19 protein-coding genes are annotated in these 18587 nt (G+C 71.6%); 11 read left to right on the top strand and 8 right to left on the bottom strand.

Annotated elements, in window-relative coordinates:
* Positions 1-51: 51 nt before the first annotated feature.
* Genes SCK26_RS10545 through SCK26_RS10525 form a run of 5 tightly spaced genes read left to right on the top strand, consistent with a single transcriptional unit; the run spans position 52 to position 2305 of the window.
* The gene (locus tag SCK26_RS10545) at positions 52-813 is read left to right on the top strand and encodes an N-acetylmuramoyl-L-alanine amidase (protein WP_318201026.1); all 762 of its coding nucleotides are present in this window, start codon (positions 52-54) and stop codon (positions 811-813) included.
* Between the two features lie 2 nt (positions 814-815).
* Positions 816-1157 carry a hypothetical protein gene (locus SCK26_RS10540; protein WP_318201025.1) on the top strand — a complete coding sequence of 114 codons (342 nt, stop codon included), beginning with the start codon at positions 816-818 and terminating at the stop codon, positions 1155-1157.
* A gap of 15 nt (positions 1158-1172) precedes the next feature.
* Positions 1173-1529 carry a hypothetical protein gene (locus SCK26_RS10535; RefSeq protein WP_318201024.1) on the top strand — a complete coding sequence of 119 codons (357 nt, stop codon included), beginning with the start codon at positions 1173-1175 and terminating at the stop codon, positions 1527-1529.
* Between the two features lie 12 nt (positions 1530-1541).
* Positions 1542-1979: a hypothetical protein gene (locus SCK26_RS10530; RefSeq protein WP_318201023.1), complete on the top strand. Its 438-nt coding sequence runs from the start codon at positions 1542-1544 to the stop codon at positions 1977-1979.
* Complete coding sequence (locus SCK26_RS10525) at positions 1976-2305, top strand: hypothetical protein (RefSeq protein WP_318201022.1); 330 nt, start codon at positions 1976-1978, stop codon at positions 2303-2305. The genes SCK26_RS10530 and SCK26_RS10525 overlap by 4 nt, the downstream gene beginning before the upstream one ends.
* Before the next feature lie 206 nt (positions 2306-2511).
* On the opposite strand, the gene SCK26_RS10520 is transcribed toward SCK26_RS10525, so the two are convergent.
* Entirely contained in the window at positions 2512-2793 is a 282-nt protein-coding gene (locus tag SCK26_RS10520) for a hypothetical protein (protein WP_318201021.1), read from the bottom strand.
* 335 nt (positions 2794-3128) lie between these two features.
* Here SCK26_RS10520 and SCK26_RS10515 point away from each other — a divergent pair, with 335 nt between their 5' ends.
* Positions 3129-4148, top strand: coding sequence for a tyrosine-type recombinase/integrase (locus SCK26_RS10515; protein ID WP_318201020.1), 1020 nt, complete (start codon positions 3129-3131; stop codon positions 4146-4148).
* A gap of 371 nt (positions 4149-4519) precedes the next feature.
* Here the strand turns inward: SCK26_RS10515 and SCK26_RS10510 are convergent, their stop codons facing one another.
* The gene (locus tag SCK26_RS10510) at positions 4520-4858 is read right to left on the bottom strand and encodes a DUF6233 domain-containing protein (RefSeq protein WP_318201019.1); all 339 of its coding nucleotides are present in this window, start codon (positions 4856-4858) and stop codon (positions 4520-4522) included.
* Positions 4859-4882: 24 nt separating this feature from the next.
* Here SCK26_RS10510 and SCK26_RS10505 point away from each other — a divergent pair, with 24 nt between their 5' ends.
* Entirely contained in the window at positions 4883-5089 is a 207-nt protein-coding gene (locus SCK26_RS10505) for a hypothetical protein (RefSeq protein WP_318201018.1), read from the top strand.
* Between the two features lie 35 nt (positions 5090-5124).
* The gene (locus tag SCK26_RS10500; RefSeq protein WP_318201017.1) at positions 5125-5346 is read left to right on the top strand and encodes a hypothetical protein; all 222 of its coding nucleotides are present in this window, start codon (positions 5125-5127) and stop codon (positions 5344-5346) included.
* 74 nt (positions 5347-5420) lie between these two features.
* Here SCK26_RS10500 and SCK26_RS10495 read toward each other — a convergent pair whose 3' ends face one another.
* From SCK26_RS10495 to gabT, 5 genes are all read right to left on the bottom strand, one after another.
* Positions 5421-5624 carry a hypothetical protein gene (locus SCK26_RS10495; protein ID WP_318201016.1) on the bottom strand — a complete coding sequence of 68 codons (204 nt, stop codon included), beginning with the start codon at positions 5622-5624 and terminating at the stop codon, positions 5421-5423.
* An 11-nt stretch (positions 5625-5635) separates the two neighbouring features.
* Positions 5636-5815 (bottom strand): hypothetical protein, encoded by a 180-nt coding sequence (locus SCK26_RS10490; protein ID WP_318201015.1) that lies wholly within the window; start codon positions 5813-5815, stop codon positions 5636-5638.
* A 182-nt stretch (positions 5816-5997) separates the two neighbouring features.
* Positions 5998-6660: a GntR family transcriptional regulator gene (locus SCK26_RS37960; protein WP_412080731.1), complete on the bottom strand. Its 663-nt coding sequence runs from the start codon at positions 6658-6660 to the stop codon at positions 5998-6000.
* 450 nt (positions 6661-7110) lie between these two features.
* Positions 7111-7782, bottom strand: a complete 672-nt coding sequence (locus tag SCK26_RS10485) for a phosphatase PAP2 family protein (protein ID WP_318201014.1) — start codon at positions 7780-7782, stop codon at positions 7111-7113.
* A gap of 421 nt (positions 7783-8203) precedes the next feature.
* Complete coding sequence (gene gabT / locus SCK26_RS10480; protein ID WP_318201013.1) at positions 8204-9538, bottom strand: 4-aminobutyrate--2-oxoglutarate transaminase; 1335 nt, start codon at positions 9536-9538, stop codon at positions 8204-8206.
* A gap of 301 nt (positions 9539-9839) precedes the next feature.
* Here gabT and SCK26_RS10475 point away from each other — a divergent pair, with 301 nt between their 5' ends.
* The 3 genes from SCK26_RS10475 (at position 9840) to SCK26_RS10465 (ending at position 15302) form a co-directional block, all read left to right on the top strand.
* On the top strand, positions 9840-11999 hold the full coding sequence (locus SCK26_RS10475; protein ID WP_318201012.1) for an ATP-binding protein: 2160 nt from the start codon (positions 9840-9842) through the stop codon (positions 11997-11999).
* Between the two features lie 84 nt (positions 12000-12083).
* Positions 12084-13661 carry a PucR family transcriptional regulator gene (locus SCK26_RS10470; protein WP_318201011.1) on the top strand — a complete coding sequence of 526 codons (1578 nt, stop codon included), beginning with the start codon at positions 12084-12086 and terminating at the stop codon, positions 13659-13661.
* 195 nt (positions 13662-13856) lie between these two features.
* On the top strand, positions 13857-15302 hold the full coding sequence (locus SCK26_RS10465; protein WP_318201010.1) for an aldehyde dehydrogenase family protein: 1446 nt from the start codon (positions 13857-13859) through the stop codon (positions 15300-15302).
* 199 nt (positions 15303-15501) lie between these two features.
* Here SCK26_RS10465 and SCK26_RS10460 read toward each other — a convergent pair whose 3' ends face one another.
* Positions 15502-18336, bottom strand: a complete 2835-nt coding sequence (locus tag SCK26_RS10460; RefSeq protein WP_318201009.1) for a glycoside hydrolase family 3 C-terminal domain-containing protein — start codon at positions 18334-18336, stop codon at positions 15502-15504.
* Positions 18337-18587: the final 251 nt, after the last annotated feature.

The raw sequence follows: 18587 nt of genomic DNA, 5'->3' as shown, positions 1-18587 counted from the left end.
CCGCCTGCGCCCCGGACTGGGCGCCTTTTTCATGCCCAGAAGGAGGGCCGCATGGCCTGGTATCCCGGCGCCAAGAGGATGGAGCTGCAGCCGGAGTCGGACGCGCAGCCGGCCATCAAGCCGACGCAGTTCATCCTGCACAGCATCGTCGCCCCGTGGACGCCCGAGCGTACCTACGAGTACTGGCGGGACAGCACGAACCTGGAGTCGCACTTCGGGCTCGGCTACGACGGCAGCCTCGCGCAGTTCATCGGCACGGAGACGCGCGCGGACGCGACCGGTGCGGCGAACCGTCGGGCTGACGGGACCGGCGCGGTGTCGTTGGAGTCCGCGTCGAATACTTCGGCGTCGGATCCGTGGACGGCCGCGCAGGTCGAGTCGATTATCAAGCTCGGCGTGTGGCTGCACGAGAAGCACGGCATCCCGCTGCGGGCCTGCCGCACCGCCAGTGATCCCGGCTTCGGCTACCACCGCCTCTTCAAGGAGTGGAACCCCGACGCGCACAGCTGCCCAGGCGACGCGCGCATAAAGCAGTTCCACGACGTGATCATGCCGGGCATCATCGCCCGGGCCACCGGCAAGACCACCCAGGAGGACGACGTGCTCTCCGACGCCGACATCAAGCGGATCGCCGACGCGGTCTACACCAAGCTGCTGAAGACGGACGGCGTCCTCGACGCGCCGGCCGAGGCCACCGACTACAAGACCAACAAGTCCTGGACCTGGCAGTCCCACATCCAGGACGTCACCACCCGCGTCCGCGCACTGCAGAGGGCCGTCGACCGTCTCATCGCCAGCCAGACAAAGAGCTGACGTTGATCCTCAACCTGACCCCGCACCCGATCCGCCTGTACTCCGCCGAGCGCGAGGACGGCAGCGACGACTTGGAGTCGCACCTGCGTGAGGTCATCCCGCCGGAGCCGATTCCTGCCCGGCTGGCGACGATCGAGCTGGGCGGTGGCATCACCTTCGAACTGGTCGAGTTCGGTCACGCCCAGAACCTGCCGCCCAAGCGGGACGGCTATCAGTACATCGTCTCCCTCGTCGTGGCACTCGCTCTCGCCGACCGACGCGACGACCTGCTCGTGCCCTATCGCGAGGTCCGGAACAGCTCCGGAACCGTCATCGGCTGTCGCTCCCTCGCACAGCCCGTCTGAGAATCGAGCTCCCTTATGAGAATCTTCGGACGCGAACCGGTGGTCGTCCTCAACGCGCTGTCCGCCGTGCTCGGCCTCATCGTGTCGCTCGGCTTCACCGGGCTCACCGCGGACCAGGCCGGCGCGATCGTGGCCGCGGTGTCAGCGATCCTCGGCGCGATCGCCGCCGCGATGACGAGGCCGGTCGCCCCGCAGGCGTTCACTGCGGTCGTCGCGGCCGGCGCGGTCCTCGTCGCCGCGTTCGGCTACGACGTCTCACAGGCCACCGTCGGCGCCATCAACACCGTCGTCCTCGCCGGCCTCACCCTGTTGACCCGCGTGCAGGTGACGCCGTCCAGGCCCGCCGCGCCAACCGGGCCGCGGGGAGCCTGAAGAGTGCGCCGGGTGGTTCGCTGGCTCAGCGGACGCCTCGGCGCGCGCGGGCCGTTCCTCGTCTTCATGGGGGTCGGGAAGACCTGCTTCGGCTTCTCCTTCATCTTCACCCCGCCGTGGGCGCAGGACGGCCTCAGCATGCTGCTGCGCTTCGCCCCACTGCACTGCTGGGCGTGGGTATGGATCATCGCCGGGACAGCCACGTTCATCTGCGCATGGATCCAGTTCGGCCAGGACGGCTGGGGCTTCGTCGCCGCGAGCATCCCGCCCGCCGTGTGGGCGTTCACCTACGGCTGGGCCGGCCTGCTCGGCGACTACCCGCGCGGCCTGTTCCTGTTCGGCTGGTACATCACATCGCACTGTGGGGTGATCTGGTGCGCGTCACGAGTCCCGCCTGATGCCGGATCACCCCGGAACCTCGGCCAGGCGGCTGAGGGGAGACCCGGGTGAACGGAATCTGGGGACTGGTCGGGGCGACCATCACGGTCGTCGGCGTGATCACGACAGGGTTCTTCACCTACCGGGGGACGCGTACCGCCGCGGCAATCCAAGCCGGCCCGCAGGAGGAAGCGCAGCAGTTCGCGGTTCTGCAGGCGACGGTGACGCGGGTGGACCGGGAGAACAAGGAGCTGCGGGGTCGCCAGTCCAGGCTGGAGGCCCTGGTGCGTGCGTGTACGTGGACGATGGACCGGTGGGCCCGCCAGATGCATCAGGCCGGCATAGACCCAGAGCCGCCACATCCCTTGGTGGACGAGTACAACCGAACTGGAGTGTGACCCACGCCCGAACCCGTCCCTGTCCAGCCGCAACCGGACCCGACCGCCGCGGACGCGGCGACCCTCGAGGAGATGGGGGTCATCCCGGAGCAGCCCGTTGCCGACCCGGAGCCGCCCCCGCCGCCGGTGTACGAACTCGACAGCCCGGCCTGACCGCGCGCCCCCACCATCCCGCCGTCGCGGGGGAGTGGGGGCGCTTCGTCGTGTCAGAACGGGGCGTCGCCATTGCCCTCGATGCAGAGCCGGAACTCCCCATCGGGGGAGTCGATCCAGTCTGAGGTGTCCCGACGAACGAACGCGCCAGTGCGATTGCCGATCAGGAGCGTGCCCTCGGTGAGGTTGGCCAGGTCGGAAGTCGCAGCAGCACCGATCGTGGCGAAGAGAGTTCCACCCCACGTCCCGGAGCCGTCCTTGCTGAGGTCAGCGTTCACGCTCAATAGGCGGCCATCGTCCAAGCAGAGGACCGCGTCACCAAGGTGATTGTTCATGCTCGGAGGCTAGCCAGCACGTCAAGCAAGGTGAGCCTAATCGGCCGCGAAGACGGCTGAGTTGACTGGCCTGCACTCTCGATAACATGCCATATCGCGGGCGCAAAAACGGTACAATTAGCCATGCCGGAATACTCCGAGGAACATCCCTCCATCATCAAGATCGCCCCACTCCAGGTTGGTGCCGTGCGACTGACGTGCGCCATCTATCCGGAGGAAGCGCGACATGGGGGACTCATTCGAGACCTGTCGCCCCAGTTGGCCCGTCGCCTGTCCATTGAGCTGCTACAGGCGGCTGAGGAAGCCGAGTTGAATGACTCGCGGTACGGACGATCGTGAGCAGCACTCTCGTTCCGCAGCAGCCAGACTCCACCCCCGCCGTCTACGACGCTGCGACGCTTGCCGTTCTGCACGCCATGGAAGAGGCAGCCGAGAAGCACCTCGACGCCATCCGCCCCCACAACACGAAGCGCGGCTACGCCAACGACTGGGCCTTGTGGGAGGAGTTCCACGACTGGCTCGCCGAACGCACCGGTCAGCCACTGCCGTTGACCGTCGTCACCAAGGGCACGTTCGTCGGCTTCGTCGTCTGGCTCGACACCGTCAAGCTCGCCGCACCCAACTCGATCGACCGGCGAATCACCGGCGCCACCGTCACTCTGCGCGGCCGCGGCATCGAGGTGCCGAAGGCCGTCACCGTCGCCGCGCGGCAGGCCCTCAAGCCGCTGAAGAACGACCCCGAACGCATGGCGCGCGGCAGGGGCAAGGCTGCCGCAGCCACCCCCGAGCAGCTCCGGCAGATGAACGCGGCCGTCGCCGACGGACTCACCGGACTCCGCGACCGCGCCCTCTGGCTCATGGCCTTCGCCATCGCCGGACGCTCCGCCGAAGTCGCCGCCCTCCGCGCCGACACCGTCGTCCACGTCAGCCAAGGACTCGAAGTCCACGTCCCCGCCGTGAAAGGCCGCCCGCCCCGCGACGTCGTCGTCCACTACGGCAAAAACCCCGACACCTGCCCCGTCCGCGCCTGGCTCACCTGGCGCACCGCCGCAGGCATCACCACCGGGCCCGCCTTCCTGCCCATCACCGTCCACGGCCGCCTCGGCGACCGCGCACTCTCCGCGGAAGCCGTCCGCGAAATCATCGCCCGCAACGCCGAACGCGCCGGCCTCTCCGTCCGGCTCACTGGCCACAGCATGCGGGCAGGGTTCATCACCACCAGCCGCCGAGCAGGGAAGCGCGAGGAGAAGATCCGCGAACAGTCCGGCCACGCCGAGAACAGCCCCGCCTTCTGGGGGTACATCCGCGAAGCCGACAAGTGGACCGACGCCGCTTCCGAGGACATCGGGCTGTAGCAGCTGCCTACCGCAGATAGTTTCCGGAGTCGGCACTCTCCCGGACCGCTGTTTCCGCAGGTCACCGCCAGGATTACCGCAGATAATGTGCCGCTATCTGCGGTAACCCGCAGGCGTTTCGGTGACTTCAGCGGACACCCCCGTGCCACAGTGGCGACGGCGCCCGCCTCGCCCCCCCCGTCGAGGCGGGCGCTGTCGTGTGCAGCAGATTCCCGTGGCCGATCTCTTTCGCTCTGGCTTGTTTGTGATGCATGGTGGTCCGCACGGGACGCCCCCAGCCCCCAGGTGGCTCCCCTCTCGGGCCCTGCCGTCTGCCGCGGACGGCGGGGCCCGCCGCACCTCCCGGCTCCCCACGGGAGGCTTCGCGGCTGTCATCCCTCCAGGTAGCCGAGCGCCGAGTCCGGCCGGCAATGCGGACAGGCTGCGACGCCTTCGACGAGGGCCCGGAGCGCGGTGCTGCGGTCGACACCCTTCGACCGCTTGCCCGCATTCCAGCAGCCACCCTCGTGGACGTACACGGCGGGCGTGTCCCGGCCGATGCCCAGTTCCAGCAGCCAGTCCGGGGCCGGCGGCCGGGCCTGCTCGCCGCGCTGCTGCTCCTGCTGCTGCCGCTCGGCCGCCGCGATCTGCTGCCGGACCCGGTCGAGGCTCACGGCGAGCCACGTCTCCAGGGTGCGGAGACGGGGCAGGTCAGGCGGCAGATCGTTCACGTGTTCGATAATAGGATGATGGTCGTGACGAGCAACCCGAGCCCCGGCCGCTACCATCTGCTGCTCACCGTCGGCGGCCGGCCGGTCCAGCATGGCTGGTGGGATGCCGAGGCGACCGCCCGGCGGAAATTCAAGCGCTGGATCGGCGACTGGGGCAGGCCCGGCGCGCGCATCGTCCTCACTGACGATGAGACCGGCGAGACCTTGACGGCCTGGCCCGAGGAGGCGTGAGCGTCTGCCATCCTGGCGGCGACGAAGGAGGGGTCATGGGATATCGCCCGCACCCGAACCGCGATCGCGCACTGAAGCAGCTGGCCCGCAAGGAGCGAGTCATCGCCCGCCGCTGGGTCACCGAGACCGGCAGCCTTGCCGAGGAGTACGACTTCCCGGGCCAGTCCTTCCAGGTGCTCGCCGCCCGTATGCCTGAGGCGCAGCCTGGCCTGTACGTGATGTCCACGCGCGGCCCCGTTGTCGGTGGCGGGTCGTAGGCTGGTCGTATCTATCAGCCCATGCTCTGGTGCTGGTGCCGCCCCGGCCGTGATGCAGCCGGGGCGGTCTGCTGTCAGACGCCCGAGCCCGCGTGCCGGACGAGCTTCTTGAGCTCCATCTCCACCGTGTACCGGTCCAGCCCCGTCGCCTCGGCGTGCGCGGTGATCCCGGCCTGCACCTCGGCAGCCTGCTCGGCGGTGAGCTCACCCCGCTGCGCCGCCTCCCAGGCTGCGGTCTCCAGGCTGATCAGGTCGGCGGGGAAGTCGATGTCGCTCACGAGTGCGGATCCTACGCGGCGGTCGCCACGTCCCCGCGGACCGTCGCCACCCACTCGTCTCGCAGCTGCTCGTACCGGGCCCGGGTCGGCCCCCACAGCCAGCCGCCCGTCTCCTGCATCAGCGCGCGGATCTCCGCCTGCACAATCTCGGCCGGCCGCGGCGCACCTTCCGGTGGGGGAGTCGTGGACATGGCGGTCAGCGTAGCCGCGGGGTCTGACAGCGGGCAGGGCGAGCTGTCCGATAAGTTCCGCTCAAGGGAAAATTGTTCTGGCCATGTATGAACCTTCAGTTACATTCACTCCTCGATCAGGAGGTCGGTGTAGATAAATGCAGGCTTCACGCTTCCCATATCGGCCGTTTAGCGATTGACTATCAGTCATGTGTCACGGCGGATACGTCGCTGGCATGTACTCGTGGCTGTGTCGGCGCCAACCGGACCAGCCAGCGATCCATGGGTAAGACGAGATCAGCAGTCTCCAGGGGGCGGCCATCTTGGTCGAGACGAGTTCGCACCACGCGGTACGCAACGGTGTCCACCAGCAGGCCCAGAGCATGCGCCTGATCCTCTGGCAGCTCAACGCAGCCCAACTCCGCAGTGTACGAGGCGTGCGGTCGACGGTGACCCCTCCACCAGGAGGCGATGAGCATCGCCGACCTGCCGCCTGGGTCGAGGCATTCCACGGTTGCATGTCGAAGCATGATCCCCGGACGGACTCCGAGGCGGTTCGCAAGTTCGGCGGTCGCTGGACGCGGTCTGACGTCGGTCGTCTCGACGTTGTGCGGCCAGGGTGCATCAGGGTCGGTGAGAGTGCGCATGGCAGGAGGATGTGCCACGTAGACAGCTTTGCGCTCCTCGCCTTCGAGTACGCCGGCACGCCGGAGTGAGACGTAGGCGAGGCGGACTGTCTGAGGATGCACGCCCAGCTCTGTAGCCAGCTCGGTGCGGGAGGGTAGGGGCTCCCCGGAGCGCCATTCCCCGGCGGCGATGCGGCGGCGGATCTCGCTGGCGATCCGTCGGTAGCGGGCTTCTGGCACCCGAACCCCTAGTCGATCTTGGATAGGGATCAGACGCTACGGAGTGCTCCGCTTGCTGGATATATCCAGTGGGTATCCGGGCGTTGGTGGGCCGTTGACAGATGAACAGAGTTCGGCTCCGCGGGGTTCAGGTTTCCGTCGGCGCCGATGGATCCACTGCGCGAGCGCGTGTCCCCGCGCTCTTGCGGTGGTCCCGAGTGACTGTGCTGGCTGCATGCGCGGTACATTCACTCGAACGAGTGAGCGAAGTGCAAGTCTGCGCGCACTCGGTGAAAGCCGGGCCCGACATCCCATCGCCTCTGAGGACGGCGTTCCCTTGGGTGTCGGGCCCGGCGCTTTAGGTCGTCACCTGCGCCCAGTGTGCCACTGGGAAACAAGCGGGAAAATATCTTGCCGTCGCGTGCGTACACACGCACACACATGCATGCCACCAAACAGGGTTTGGGCAGGTCAAGTGCCTTGTCGACGATGAACCGCATGGTCGCGAGATAGACCGCTACGCGAACTGGGAGTTCCAGAAGAACTTCGACGCGTACTTCGGCTGACCACCCGGGCGAGGACGGCCAGCGGCACGGCGCCCGCGCACCAGCCGGCCACCACGTCCAGCGGCCAGTGGTAGCCGTGGCGGACCAGGCCGTAGGACACCCCGAGGACCAGGACCCCGCAGCCGGCCGCCAGTGCGCGGCGGGCGGCGGGGGAGCGGAGCCGGGGGAGCAGGAGCAGGGCCGCCGAGCCGTAGGCGACCACCGCCGTCGCCGTATGGCCGGACGGGAAGTAGCCCGTCGCCGGGGGCACCGCCGGTGTCCCCGGCCGGTCGGTCCACTCCTTCAGCGGTACGACGACCGCCGGGACCAGCGCCATCAGCGCGGCGGCGGTCAGCGGCGGCAGCCACCAGCGCGGGACGCCTTCGGCCCGGCCGCGCCACAGGGCGGCGGCGAGCGCGAGGACCAGCACCGGGACGGCGACCTGGATGTTGCCGAGGTCGGAGAGGAACTGGGAGAAGCCGTCCGGATGGACCAGGGCCCGGCTCACCTCCGCGTCCGGCCGCAGCAGCGGCCCGTCGGTGACGACCTGCCAGGTGAGAACGGCGAGGACGACCACCGGGAGGACCAGGAGAAGCATGCGCCCAGCTTCGCAGGTCCACGCTCGCGGCAGGCCTGCGGTCCGCTCGTGGAGGGCCGGGAAGGAGGTCGGCCGCCCCGGAACAGGGGGGGTGGTTCCGAGGCGGCCGTCCGGACCGGAATGCCGCGCGCCCCGGGGGGTTTGGGGCGGCGACCGTCCGATCGGTGAGGAGATCCCGGAGCCGCGAGGCGCCGGTTGTGTGCGCGAGGGCACGACCGGATCGAAGCTGGGGAGGCCTCGTCCCGGATCCGTCCACGGTCCCCCGTGGACGGGGTGTATCTCTCATCCGGACAGAACCTACGGCAGGCCGGGGCGGTTGGGCAGACGGATCCCCTTCCCGTCATCCACCCCGCACACGTTCTTCACACGGCCTGCCGCAGGCACCTTCACAGGTACGGACCTGTCGGTCCGGCGCGCGGGCTCAGACGCGCGCGAACGCCTGCTCGATGATGTCCAGACCCTCGTTCAGCAGGTCCTCGCCGATGACCAGCGGAGGCAGGAAGCGGAGCACGTTGCCGTAGGTGCCACAGGTCAGGACCAGCAGGCCCTCGGCGTGGCAGGCCTTGGCGAGCGCGGCGGTGGCCTCCGGGTTCGGCTCCTTGGTGGCCCGGTCCTTGACCAGCTCGATGGCGATCATCGCGCCGCGGCCGCGCACGTCGCCGATGATGTCGAACTTCTCGGCCATGGCGGTGAGGCGGCCCTTCATGACCTCCTCGATGCGCTTGGCCCTGCCGTTGAGGTCCAGCTCCTTCATCGTCTCGATGGCGCCGAGCGCACCGGCGCAGGCGACGGGGTTGCCGCCGTAGGTGCCACCGAGACCGCCGGCGTGCGCGGCGTCCATGATCTCCGCGCGCCCGGTCACCGCGGCCAGCGGCAGACCGCCGGCGATGCCCTTGGCGGTCGTGATCAGGTCCGGGACGATCCCCTCGTCCTCGCACGCGAACCACTGCCCGGTCCGGCAGAAACCGGACTGGATCTCGTCCGCGACGAAGACGATCCCGTTGTCGGCGGCGAACTGGCGGATCGCGGGCAGGAAGCCCTTGGCGGGCTCGATGAAGCCGCCCTCGCCCAGCACCGGCTCGATGATGATCGCGGCGACGTTGTCCGGGCCGACCTGCTTGGTGATCTGCTCGATGGCCTGCTTGGCGGCCTCCGGGCCCGCGTTCTCCGAGCCGGTCGGCCAGCGGTAGCCGTACGCCACCGGCACGCGGTAGACCTCCGGGGCGAACGGACCGAAGCCGTGCTTGTACGGCATGTTCTTCGCGGTCAGCGCCATGGTCAGGTTGGTGCGGCCGTGGTAGCCGTGGTCGAACACGACGACGGCCTGCCGCTTGGTGTACGCACGCGCGATCTTGACGGCGTTCTCGACGGCCTCGGCGCCGGAGTTGAACAGCGCGGACTTCTTGGCGTGGTCGCCCGGGGTCAGCTCGGCGAGCGCCTCCGCGACCGCGACGTAGCCCTCGTACGGGGTGACCATGAAACAGGTGTGGGTGAAGTCGGCGAGCTGGGCGCTCGCGCGGCGCACCACGGCCTCGGCGGAGGCGCCGACGGAGGTCACGGCGATACCGGAACCGAAGTCGATGAGGCTGTTGCCGTCCACGTCCTCGATGACGCCGCCGCCGGCGCGGGTGACGAAGACCGGCAGCGTGGAGCCCACGCCCTGGGCGACCACGGCGGTACGGCGGGCCTGAAGCTCCTGCGACTTCGGGCCGGGGATGGCGGTGACGACGCGGCGCTCCTGCGGAAGTGCGGTCATGGGGGCTCCCTGATGATCTTGCGTACCGGGCGGTCCCGGGCGGTTCCGGGCGGTGCGTTTACGGACGCATACCTTCTTTTCTCGCAGGCTAAGACCGGTTCCGGGGGGTGGGCATGCTCCATGTGGGCGTTGTCGGCGCGCTCCCTTGTCCGCGGTGGACATAGCCCGCTCGGACGGGCCTTTCCCGCTTCGGCCGCGTAAGCGGTGAACTCCCCTTGCCGGGGCGTTAGATTGGCTCGCTGACAGTGGACGCGACGGGGACACGATGGCGGACGGAACGGCTGGTCAGGGGGCAGGGTCGATGGACACCGACGGCACACGGGACGCACGCGAGACGCCCACACCCCCGGTACCACGGCCGACGGCACCGCCGGGGATGGTGCCCCCCGTGCCCAACGTGCCACCGAGGCCAGACGGAGCGGCTTTCCTGGCGTGGCTGCGGGCCCCCAGGCCGCAGGCGGCCCCAGGAATCTGGCGGTTTCACTACCGCCCGCGACCGCAGGTGGAGCCCCAAGAGACCCCCACACGGCAATTGCTGTCTGGAGCGGCGATCGCGCTGCTGTGCGGATGGCTGCTCTGCTCTCTCCTGTGGAACGGCTACCTCGGCGACTTCTGGCAGTGGCCGTGGGTCGTGCTGGCGCCGGATTCCTGGGTGTACGGCGATCATGGCCAGGTCAGCCGTGTGGGCGGGACGGCCTCTTGGCTCTACCAGTGGCTGGTGTTCGGTGCGATCTTCGCGGTGTTCGGAAAAATCGGGCACTGGGGTGAGCTTTGGCGGCGCTATGGCGCTCCTGTCCTGCGTGCCGCCGTGAAGGCCGTACGCTCGGCCGCGCCCAGCGGTTCCGACACCGCCGCCGTGGCCACCTCTCCGCCCACCCCCGACCAGGACCCCGCCGAGTGGCCCCAGTTGCGGCAGGCCGGGGCGCATGAGGTTGCGGAGCGGCTGGCCGTGGAGGCGAAGGCCGGGCTGATGCGGGACGTGGACCACGCCCGGCTCAGCCGGGCCTGGCAGGGCGTACGGTCCGGCCGGCACAGCCTCGCCACCTTCACCGGCGCCGTGCTGAAGGACGGCGCCGCCGCCTGCCCGCACCCCTCGGGCGCCCGCGACCTGCCCGCCCGGCACGCCCGGCACGACCTGCTCACCGGCCAGGTCCGCCTCGGCACCACCGCCGACGACCCCCGCAACCCCTACCACTACCGTGGCGCCGGCCTCGCCCTCGGCCCCGATCTGCTCGGCACCTCCCTGCTCGCCGTCGGCCCGGCCGGCTCCGGCAAGACCGGCGCCCTGGTGCGACCGCTCGCCGAGTCCCTGTGCCTGCAAGCCCTGGCCGGCCGCACGTCGGTCGTGGTGGTCGGCGCGGCGGGCGCCGGACTCGGCCCGGCGGAGTCCTACGACGTCGTCATCCGCATCGGCCACCCCGACTCCGTGTACGACCTCGACCTCTACGGCGGCACCACCGACCCCGACGAGGCCGCCGCCATACTCGCCGAGGCCCTCGTCGGTGACCTCGTCGATCCGCACCCCGGCAGCGACAGCCGCCGTTCCACCACCGTCCTCGCCCAACTGCTCGGCCCCTTCCGCGCCGTCCACGGCCGCTTCCCCTCCGTGCCGGAGCTGCGGCAGCTCCTCGACGGGGCGCCGGGGCCGCTGGCCGCGCTGCGCAAGGCCCTGACCGACGCCGGACACGCCTCCCTGCTCCGGGAGCTCGACGCCCGGGAGCGGCAGCTCGCCCACCCCGGTGACGTCGGCTCCGTGCTCGCCGACCGGATCGCCCTGCTCGACCGGCCCGCCTTCGCCGCCTTCTTCGACACCTCCGGGCAGAGCCGGCCGTTCTCGCTGAGGGCCCTCGACCACCCGGTCCGGGTCCGCATCGACCTGCCCCAGCGCGGCCACGCCGACGCCTCGCGGATCCTGGCCCGGCTGGTGCTCGCCCAGTTCACCGCCTCCGTGACGGTACGGGAGGATCGCTCGCTCTTCGCGTGCCTGCTGCTCGACGACGCCTCCGGGGTCGTCACCCCGGAAGCCGTTCGAGGCATCCAGCGGCTGCGCAGCGCCAACGCCGGTACGGTGCTCACCCTGCGCACCCTGGACGACGTACCCCGGCCGCTGCGCGGCCCGCTGCTCGGCGCCACGGGGTGCAGGATGGCGCTGTCCGGGCTCACGCCCTGGGACGGGCAGGACTTCGCCGAGGTGTGGGGCAAGGAGTGGACCGAGACCCGGGACGTCACCGACCGGCAGATCATCGCCGAGACCCCGGCCGGCAAGGCCGTGCACATGCTGCGCAGGGTCATCACCGGCCAGGCGCCCACCGCCCGCGCCGTCACCGTCCGGCAGGTCGAGCGGGAGCGGTGGTCCGCGTCCGAGTTGGCTCATGGGGTGCCGCCGGGGCACGCGGTGCTGTCGCTGACCACCGTGCAGGGGGAGCACGCGCCGCCGTTGCTGGTCGATCTGCGGGGGTGAGCGGTCGTACGGTGAGGCAGAATCGGGGTGGGCCGTTCATACACCTCGGCCAAAAGATCACCGGCTCCTCACCGTGAAGGCCCCATGCCCCCGACTCTCGCCTCGCTCGTCCAGCACTCCGCGCTCAAACTGACCGTGCGCGCGGGCGAGGACCGTCTCGACGTGCCCGTCCGCTGGGCGCACGTCAGCGAGCTGGCCGACCCCGTCCCCTACATGGAGGGCGGCGAGCTGCTGCTGATCACCGCGCTCAAGCTGGACGCGGAGGACCCTGAGGCCATGCGGCGGTACGTGCGCCGGCTGGTCGGCGCCGGCGTCGTCGGGCTCGGGTTCGCCATCGGCGTGAACTACGACGAGACGCCCGGCCCGCTCGTCGACGCCTGCGCCGAGGAGGGCCTGCCGCTGCTGGAGGTGCCCCGCCGCACCCCGTTCCTCGCCATCAGCAAGGCCGTCTCCGCGGCCATCGCCGCCGACCAGTACCGCGCCGTCACGGCCGGCTTCGCCGCCCAGCGCGAGCTGACCAGGCACGCCCTCGGCACCGGCCCCGAAGGCGTGCTCGGCGCGCTCGCCGCCCAGGTCGACGGCTGGGCGGCGCTCTACGACGCCTCGGGCGCCGTCGTCGCCGCCGCCCCGGACTGGGCCGGCCGCCGCGCCGCCCGGCTCACCGCCGAGGTCGAGCGGCTGCGCGAGCGCCCCGCCCCCGCCTCCTCCGTGGTCGGCGGCCCGGACCACGAGGACCGGGTGGAGCTGCACAGCCTCGGCACCGGCCGCCGCCCCCGCGCCGCGCTCGCCGTGGGCACCGCCTCCGCCCTCGGCACCGCCGAGCGCTACGCCGTCCACTCCGCCATCGCCCTGCTCACCCTCACCACCGAACGCTCCCGCTCCCTGCACGCGGCCGAGCAGCGCGTGGGTACGGCGGTGCTGCGCATGCTGCTGGCCGGGGAACCGGACCACGCCCGGGCCGTCGCCGGCGACCTGTACGGCGCCCTGCTGGACGCCCCGTTCCGGATGGCCGTCGCCGAGTCCGGCACCGGCCCGGCGGGCGAGCGCCTCGGGGAACTCGCGGAGACCGTGGAGTCCGCCGCGGCCCGGGCCGGGGAGGCCGTGCTGGTCGTGCCCGAAGGAGAGCGGCTGGTGGTGCTGGCCGCCGACGAGGGCGCGGCGGTCGCCGCGTGCACCGCGTACGCCGCCGCGCGCGAGGCCGAGCGGGCGCGGCCGGAGCAGGGGCGGGCGGACGAGACCGACCTGGTCGTCGGCCTCTCGGCGCCCGCCGGGCCGACGGCGGCGTCCGCGGCGTACAAGCAGGCCGAACAGGCGCTGTCGGTGGCGCGGCGGCGGGGCCGGGTGTTCGTGGAGCACGAGCAGCTGGCGGCCGGGTCGGTGCTGCCGCTGCTGGCCGACGACGCGGTGAAGGCGTTCGCCGGCGGGTTGCTGCGCGCGCTGCACGAGCACGACGCCACCGGACGCGGGGACCTGGTCGCCTCGCTGCGGGCCTGGCTCTCCCGGCACGGGCAGTGGGACGCCGCCGCGGCCGACCTGGGCGTCCACCGGCACACCCTGCGGTACCGGATGCGGCGGGTCGAGGAGATCCTCGGACGCAGCCTGGACGATCCCGACGTGCGCATGGAGCTGTGGCTCGCCCTGAAGGCAACGGCGACGGAGTGACCGGGCGGGAGAGGGCGCGGGGGCGGGCTTCCGCCGGCCGGCTGCTCCCGTCCTCGCGCCCGTCCACCCCGCCAAACCGGCGCAGCCCCCGTCCCGACTGCTACGACTCGGACAAACGACCGTCGGCCGCCCCCGCCCTACCGTGGACCACGCAAGCCAAGCACACCCCCAACGCGGAAGGGCCGGGACTCGTACATGACTTCCACCCATGCCTTCTGGCTCGCCGGCCGCCAGGTCACCGGCGAGGACAGCTTCGACGTCACCTCTCCGTGGGACGGCCGGCTCGTCGGCACGGTCAGCGTGCCGTCCGAGGCCCAGGTCGAGGAGGCCGTGGCCGCCGCGTACGCCGTGCGGGACGAGTTCGCCGCCACCCCGGCCCACGTGCGCGCCGCCGCCCTGGACCACGTCAGCAAGCGGCTGGCCGAGCGCACCGAGGAGATCGCCCAGCTGATCTCCGCCGAGAACGGCAAGCCGATCAAGTGGGCCCGGGGCGAGGTCGGCCGCGCGGTCTCGGTGTTCCGGTTCGCCGCCGAGGAGGCCCGCCGGTTCAACGGCGGCGAGGCCCAGCGGCTCGACACGGACGCCGGCGGCCAGGGCCGGCTGGCGCTCACCCGCCGCTTCCCGAAGGGTGTCGTGCTCGGCATCGCGCCGTTCAACTTCCCGCTGAACCTGTGCGCCCACAAGGTCGCCCCGGCGATCGCCGCCGGCGCCCCGATCATCCTGAAGCCGGCCCCGGCCACCCCGCTGTCCGGCCTGATCCTCGGTGACCTGCTCGCCGAGACCGAGCTGCCGGCCGGCTCCTGGTCGATCCTCCCGGTCCCGAACGACCGCATGCCCGCCCTGGTCCAGGACGAGCGCCTGCCGGTCATCTCCTTCACCGGGTCCGACAAGGTCGGCTACGCGATCATGGACTCGGTGCCGCGCAAGCACTGCACGCTGGAGCTGGGCGGCAACGGCGCCGCGGTCGTCCTCGGCGACTTCTCCTCCGACGCCGACCTGGACTGGGCCGCGACCCGCATCGCGACCTTCTCCAACTACCAGGGCGGCCAGTCCTGCATCTCGGTGCAGCGGGTGATCGCCGACGCGTCCGTCTACGACCGGCTGCTGCCGCGCATCGTCGCCGCCGTCGAGGCCCAGGTCACCGGCGACCCGTCCGACCCGAAGACCGATGTCGGCCCGCTGGTCAGCGAGGACGCCGCCAAGCGCGTGGAGTCCTGGGTGGACGAGGCGGTCGCGGCCGGCGCCGCGCTGCTCACCGGCGGCAAGCGGGACGGTGCCTCGTACGCGCCGACCGTCCTCGCCGACGTGCCGGCGGACGTCACCATCGCCTGCGAGGAGGTCTTCGGCCCCGTCCTCACCGTGCGCAAGGTGAACGGCGAGGTGGAGGCGTTCGCCGCGGTCAACGACTCCAAGTTCGGCCTCCAGGCGGGCGTGTTCACCCATGACCTCCAGGTCGCCTTCCGTGCCCACCGCGCCCTGGAGGTCGGCGGTGTGGTGATCGGCGACGTCCCGTCCTACCGTGCCGACCAGATGCCGTACGGCGGCGCCAAGCAGTCCGGCGTCGGCCGCGAAGGCGTCCGGTACGCGATGGAGGACTACACCTACGAGCGCGTCCTGGTCCTGACCGGCATCGCGCTCTGACCTGCCACGGACAGGTCGGAAACGGAACGGCCGCAGCCCGCTGTGCGGGGGCTGCGGCCGTTCGCGTGTCCGGGCCGCGGGCTCTGGTTGATGGGAACCGTTTTCAGCCCGCCTGGCGGCGGACCGCCGATCCGAAGGGGCCCGGCACCGCTGCCTTCCGGTGCCGGGCCCCTTGCCGGTGCCGGACTTCTGCGGACCCTCAGCCGGAGAAGCCGACGTGCGCGAGCCGGACGGGGCCGCGCAGCCTGAGGCGGACGTCGTGGACGCCCTCGGCGGTGAGGCCGCCCGTGAGGGTGGTGTAGGCGTACGGGCCCGCCGTGGGGGACTCCAGGGTGAGCGCCGCCAGGACCGGGCCGCCGTCCAGGGAGACCTCCACCGCGCCCTCGCCCGCCACCCGCACCGTGACCTCGCGCACGCCGGGACCGAAGTCGCAGTCCTGGTAGAGCAGTTCGGCCGTCGTGCCGTGGGCCGGGGTCACCGCGTCGCCCGCCGACTTCGTGCGGTCCACGATCGCGATCCCGGACTGCTCGTCGAAGTCCGCGGCGGACAGGCCCTGTTCGCGCACCGGGCGCGGGGCCGGCGGCTCGCCGTCGAGGTGCACGGTCGTCCGCAGCCGCACATCCTCGCTGGACGCGCCCAGCAGCAGTTCGTACGGGCCCTCCTCCAGCCGCCACGCGCCCCGCCGCACGTCCCAGAACTCCAGTGCCCGCAAAGGGACCTCGAAGGAGACGGCGGCCGTCTCGCCGGGCGCGAGGGTGACCCTGCGGTGCGCCAGCAGTTCGCGGCGCGGCCGGGGCACCGACGCTTCCACCGCGCGGCCGTAGAGCTGGACCACCTCGTCCGCCGTGCGGTCCCCGGTGTTGGTGACCGCGCAGTCCACCAGCACCGCGCCGGCCGTCACGCGGGCCTCCGGGCCGGCGTAGGCGAAGGACGCGTACGACAGGCCGTGGCCGAAGGGGAAGAGCGGGACGCCCTCGAAGTACAGATAGGTCTGACGGCCGCCGATCACGTCGTAGTCCAGCAGGTCGGGCAGGTCGGCGTCGGCGGCGTACCAGGTCTGGGGCAGCCGGCCGGCCGGGGAGACGTCGCCGGCCAGCACCCGGGCCAGGGCCGTGCCCGCCGCCTGTCCGCCGTGCGCCGTCCAGAGCACCGCCGGCAGCCGGGCCGCCTCCACCGCGTACGGGTACGACGACACCAGCGCCAGCACCGTGCGCGGGTTGGCGGCGCGGGCCGCGTCGAGCAGCCGCCGCTGGTGCTCCGGCAGCAGCAGCGTCGTACGGTCCTCGGTCTCCCGGCCGTTGATGTGCGGGTCGTTGCCCGCCACCACCACGACGACGTCCGCCCCGGCCGCTACCCGGGCCACGGCCTCCTCGCCCCGCTCGACCGTCACCACCTCGAAGACATCGCCGTCCTCGGCAACCTTCACCCCGTCGGCGGCGACTCGTACCCGGCGACCCGTGCCGAGATGCTCGAGGAGGTGACCGCCGGCGTGCGGTACGAGGCGGAACGTCTCCTGCACGACCCAGCCGCCGGGCTGGTCGGCGGAGGCGCGCACGAAGCCGTCCTCGGCGACCGAGAGATAGCGGCCGTCGGGTGCGCGCAGGGTCAGCACCCCCTCGCCCCAGTCGATCAGCGCGAACTCGCTGCCCGTCGCGTCGGCGGTGAGCGGCGGCAGATCGGTGCGCCCGGACAGCAGCGCCGGGTCCAGCGCGCCCTCGGCGCCGCGCGCCCGGTCCGGTGCCGTCGCCGCCGGCGCGGACAGGAACGCCCCGGACGCCGTCCGCAGCCGGACGCGGTCCACGCCCTCCGCGAACTCCACCCGCTGCGCGCCGAACCTCTCGTACAGGCCCTCCAGCGGGGTCGAGCGGTGGAGGAGGCTGCCGCTGTACCAGTCGAGCTTGCACTCGTCGGCGAGCGGGCCGACGACCGCGATCCGGGTGTCCGGGGCCAGCGGCAGCAGGCCGCCGTCGTTCTTCAGCAGCACGATCGCCTGCTCGGCGGCCTCCTGGGCGAGCGCCCGGTGCGCCGGGGTGTCGAACGCGCCGGTGTCCGCGTGCGGGTCCTGGCGCGGGTCGAACTCGCCGAGCCGGAACCGGACCGAGAGCTGGCGGCGCACGGCGGCGTCGACGTCCGCCTCCGTCAGCAGACCCCGTGCCATGGCTCCCTTGACCCGCGCGGTGATCGGCGAGCCGTCGGCGCCGTGGTCGGTGAAGCTGTCCACACCGGCCAGCAGGGCCGCCGCGGTGGCCTCCTCGTGGGTGTCGAAGTAGTGCTCGGCGTCGACCAGGTTGGTCGGCGCGCCCGCGTCCGAGCAGACGAGCAACTCCTCGTCGGTCCAGGTGCGCAGGTGCTCGCGCAGATACGGGGAGAGGTGGTTGGGGCGGCCGTTGACCAGGTTGTAGGCCGGCATCACTCCGGCCACCGCGCCCGCCTCGACCGTCTCCCGGAAGGCGCGCAGGTCGTACTCGTGCAGCACGCGCGGGCGCACGGACGCCGACGAAGTGGCCCGGTCCGTCTCGTTGTTGTGCGCCAGCCAGTGCTTGAGCACGGGCGCGGTGCGCCAGTAGCGGGGGTGGTCGCCGCGCAGGCCCCGGGTGTACGCCGTGGCGATGGCGCTGGTCAGTTTCGGGTCCTCCGCGTAGCCCTCCTCGTTGCGGCCCCACAGCGGGTGGCGCAGCAGGTTGACCGTGGGGGCCCAGAGGTTCAGGCCGACGCGGTCGTCCCGGGCGCGCATCGCACGGGTCTCCCTGCCGACCGCCTCGCCGACCCGCCGGACCAGCTCCGGGTTCCAGGTCGCGCCGAGCCCCACGGCCTGCGGGAGCACGGTGGCCGGGCCCATCCACGCCACCCCGTGCAGCGCCTCCTGGCCGGTGCGCCAGGCGGCGACGCCGAGGCGTTCCACGGCGGGCGCGAACTGGTGCAGGAAGGAGATCTTCTCGTCCGGGGTGAGCCGCGCCAGCAGGTCCTCGACGCGCTTCGCGAACGGCAGACGCGGATCGCGGAAAGGCGGAGTGGGCGGCGAGTCAACGGTCACGAGAGGTTCCCCTTGCGCATGGAGCGGCTGACACTTTCGAAGCGCTTCGATGCTCGATGGGCGGAAGCCGGAGTGTCAAGGTGCCGTGCGGAAACAGGCCCGACTTCTCCGTCGCATGACAAGGAACGGCGATGGGCCGCAGGCGTCCCGAGCATCCGAGGAAACTTGGAATCGGCCCTTGTGCACCCCCAAGTGTTCACTTAACCTCGCAGCAACATCGAAGCGCTTCGACTGCGGTTCACGCACCTCAG

Origin of the sequence: Streptomyces sp. SCL15-4 (assembly GCF_033366695.1) — a bacterium.
Classification (GTDB): domain Bacteria; phylum Actinomycetota; class Actinomycetes; order Streptomycetales; family Streptomycetaceae; genus Streptomyces.
This window is presented reverse-complemented; position numbering and strand designations above follow the sequence as displayed.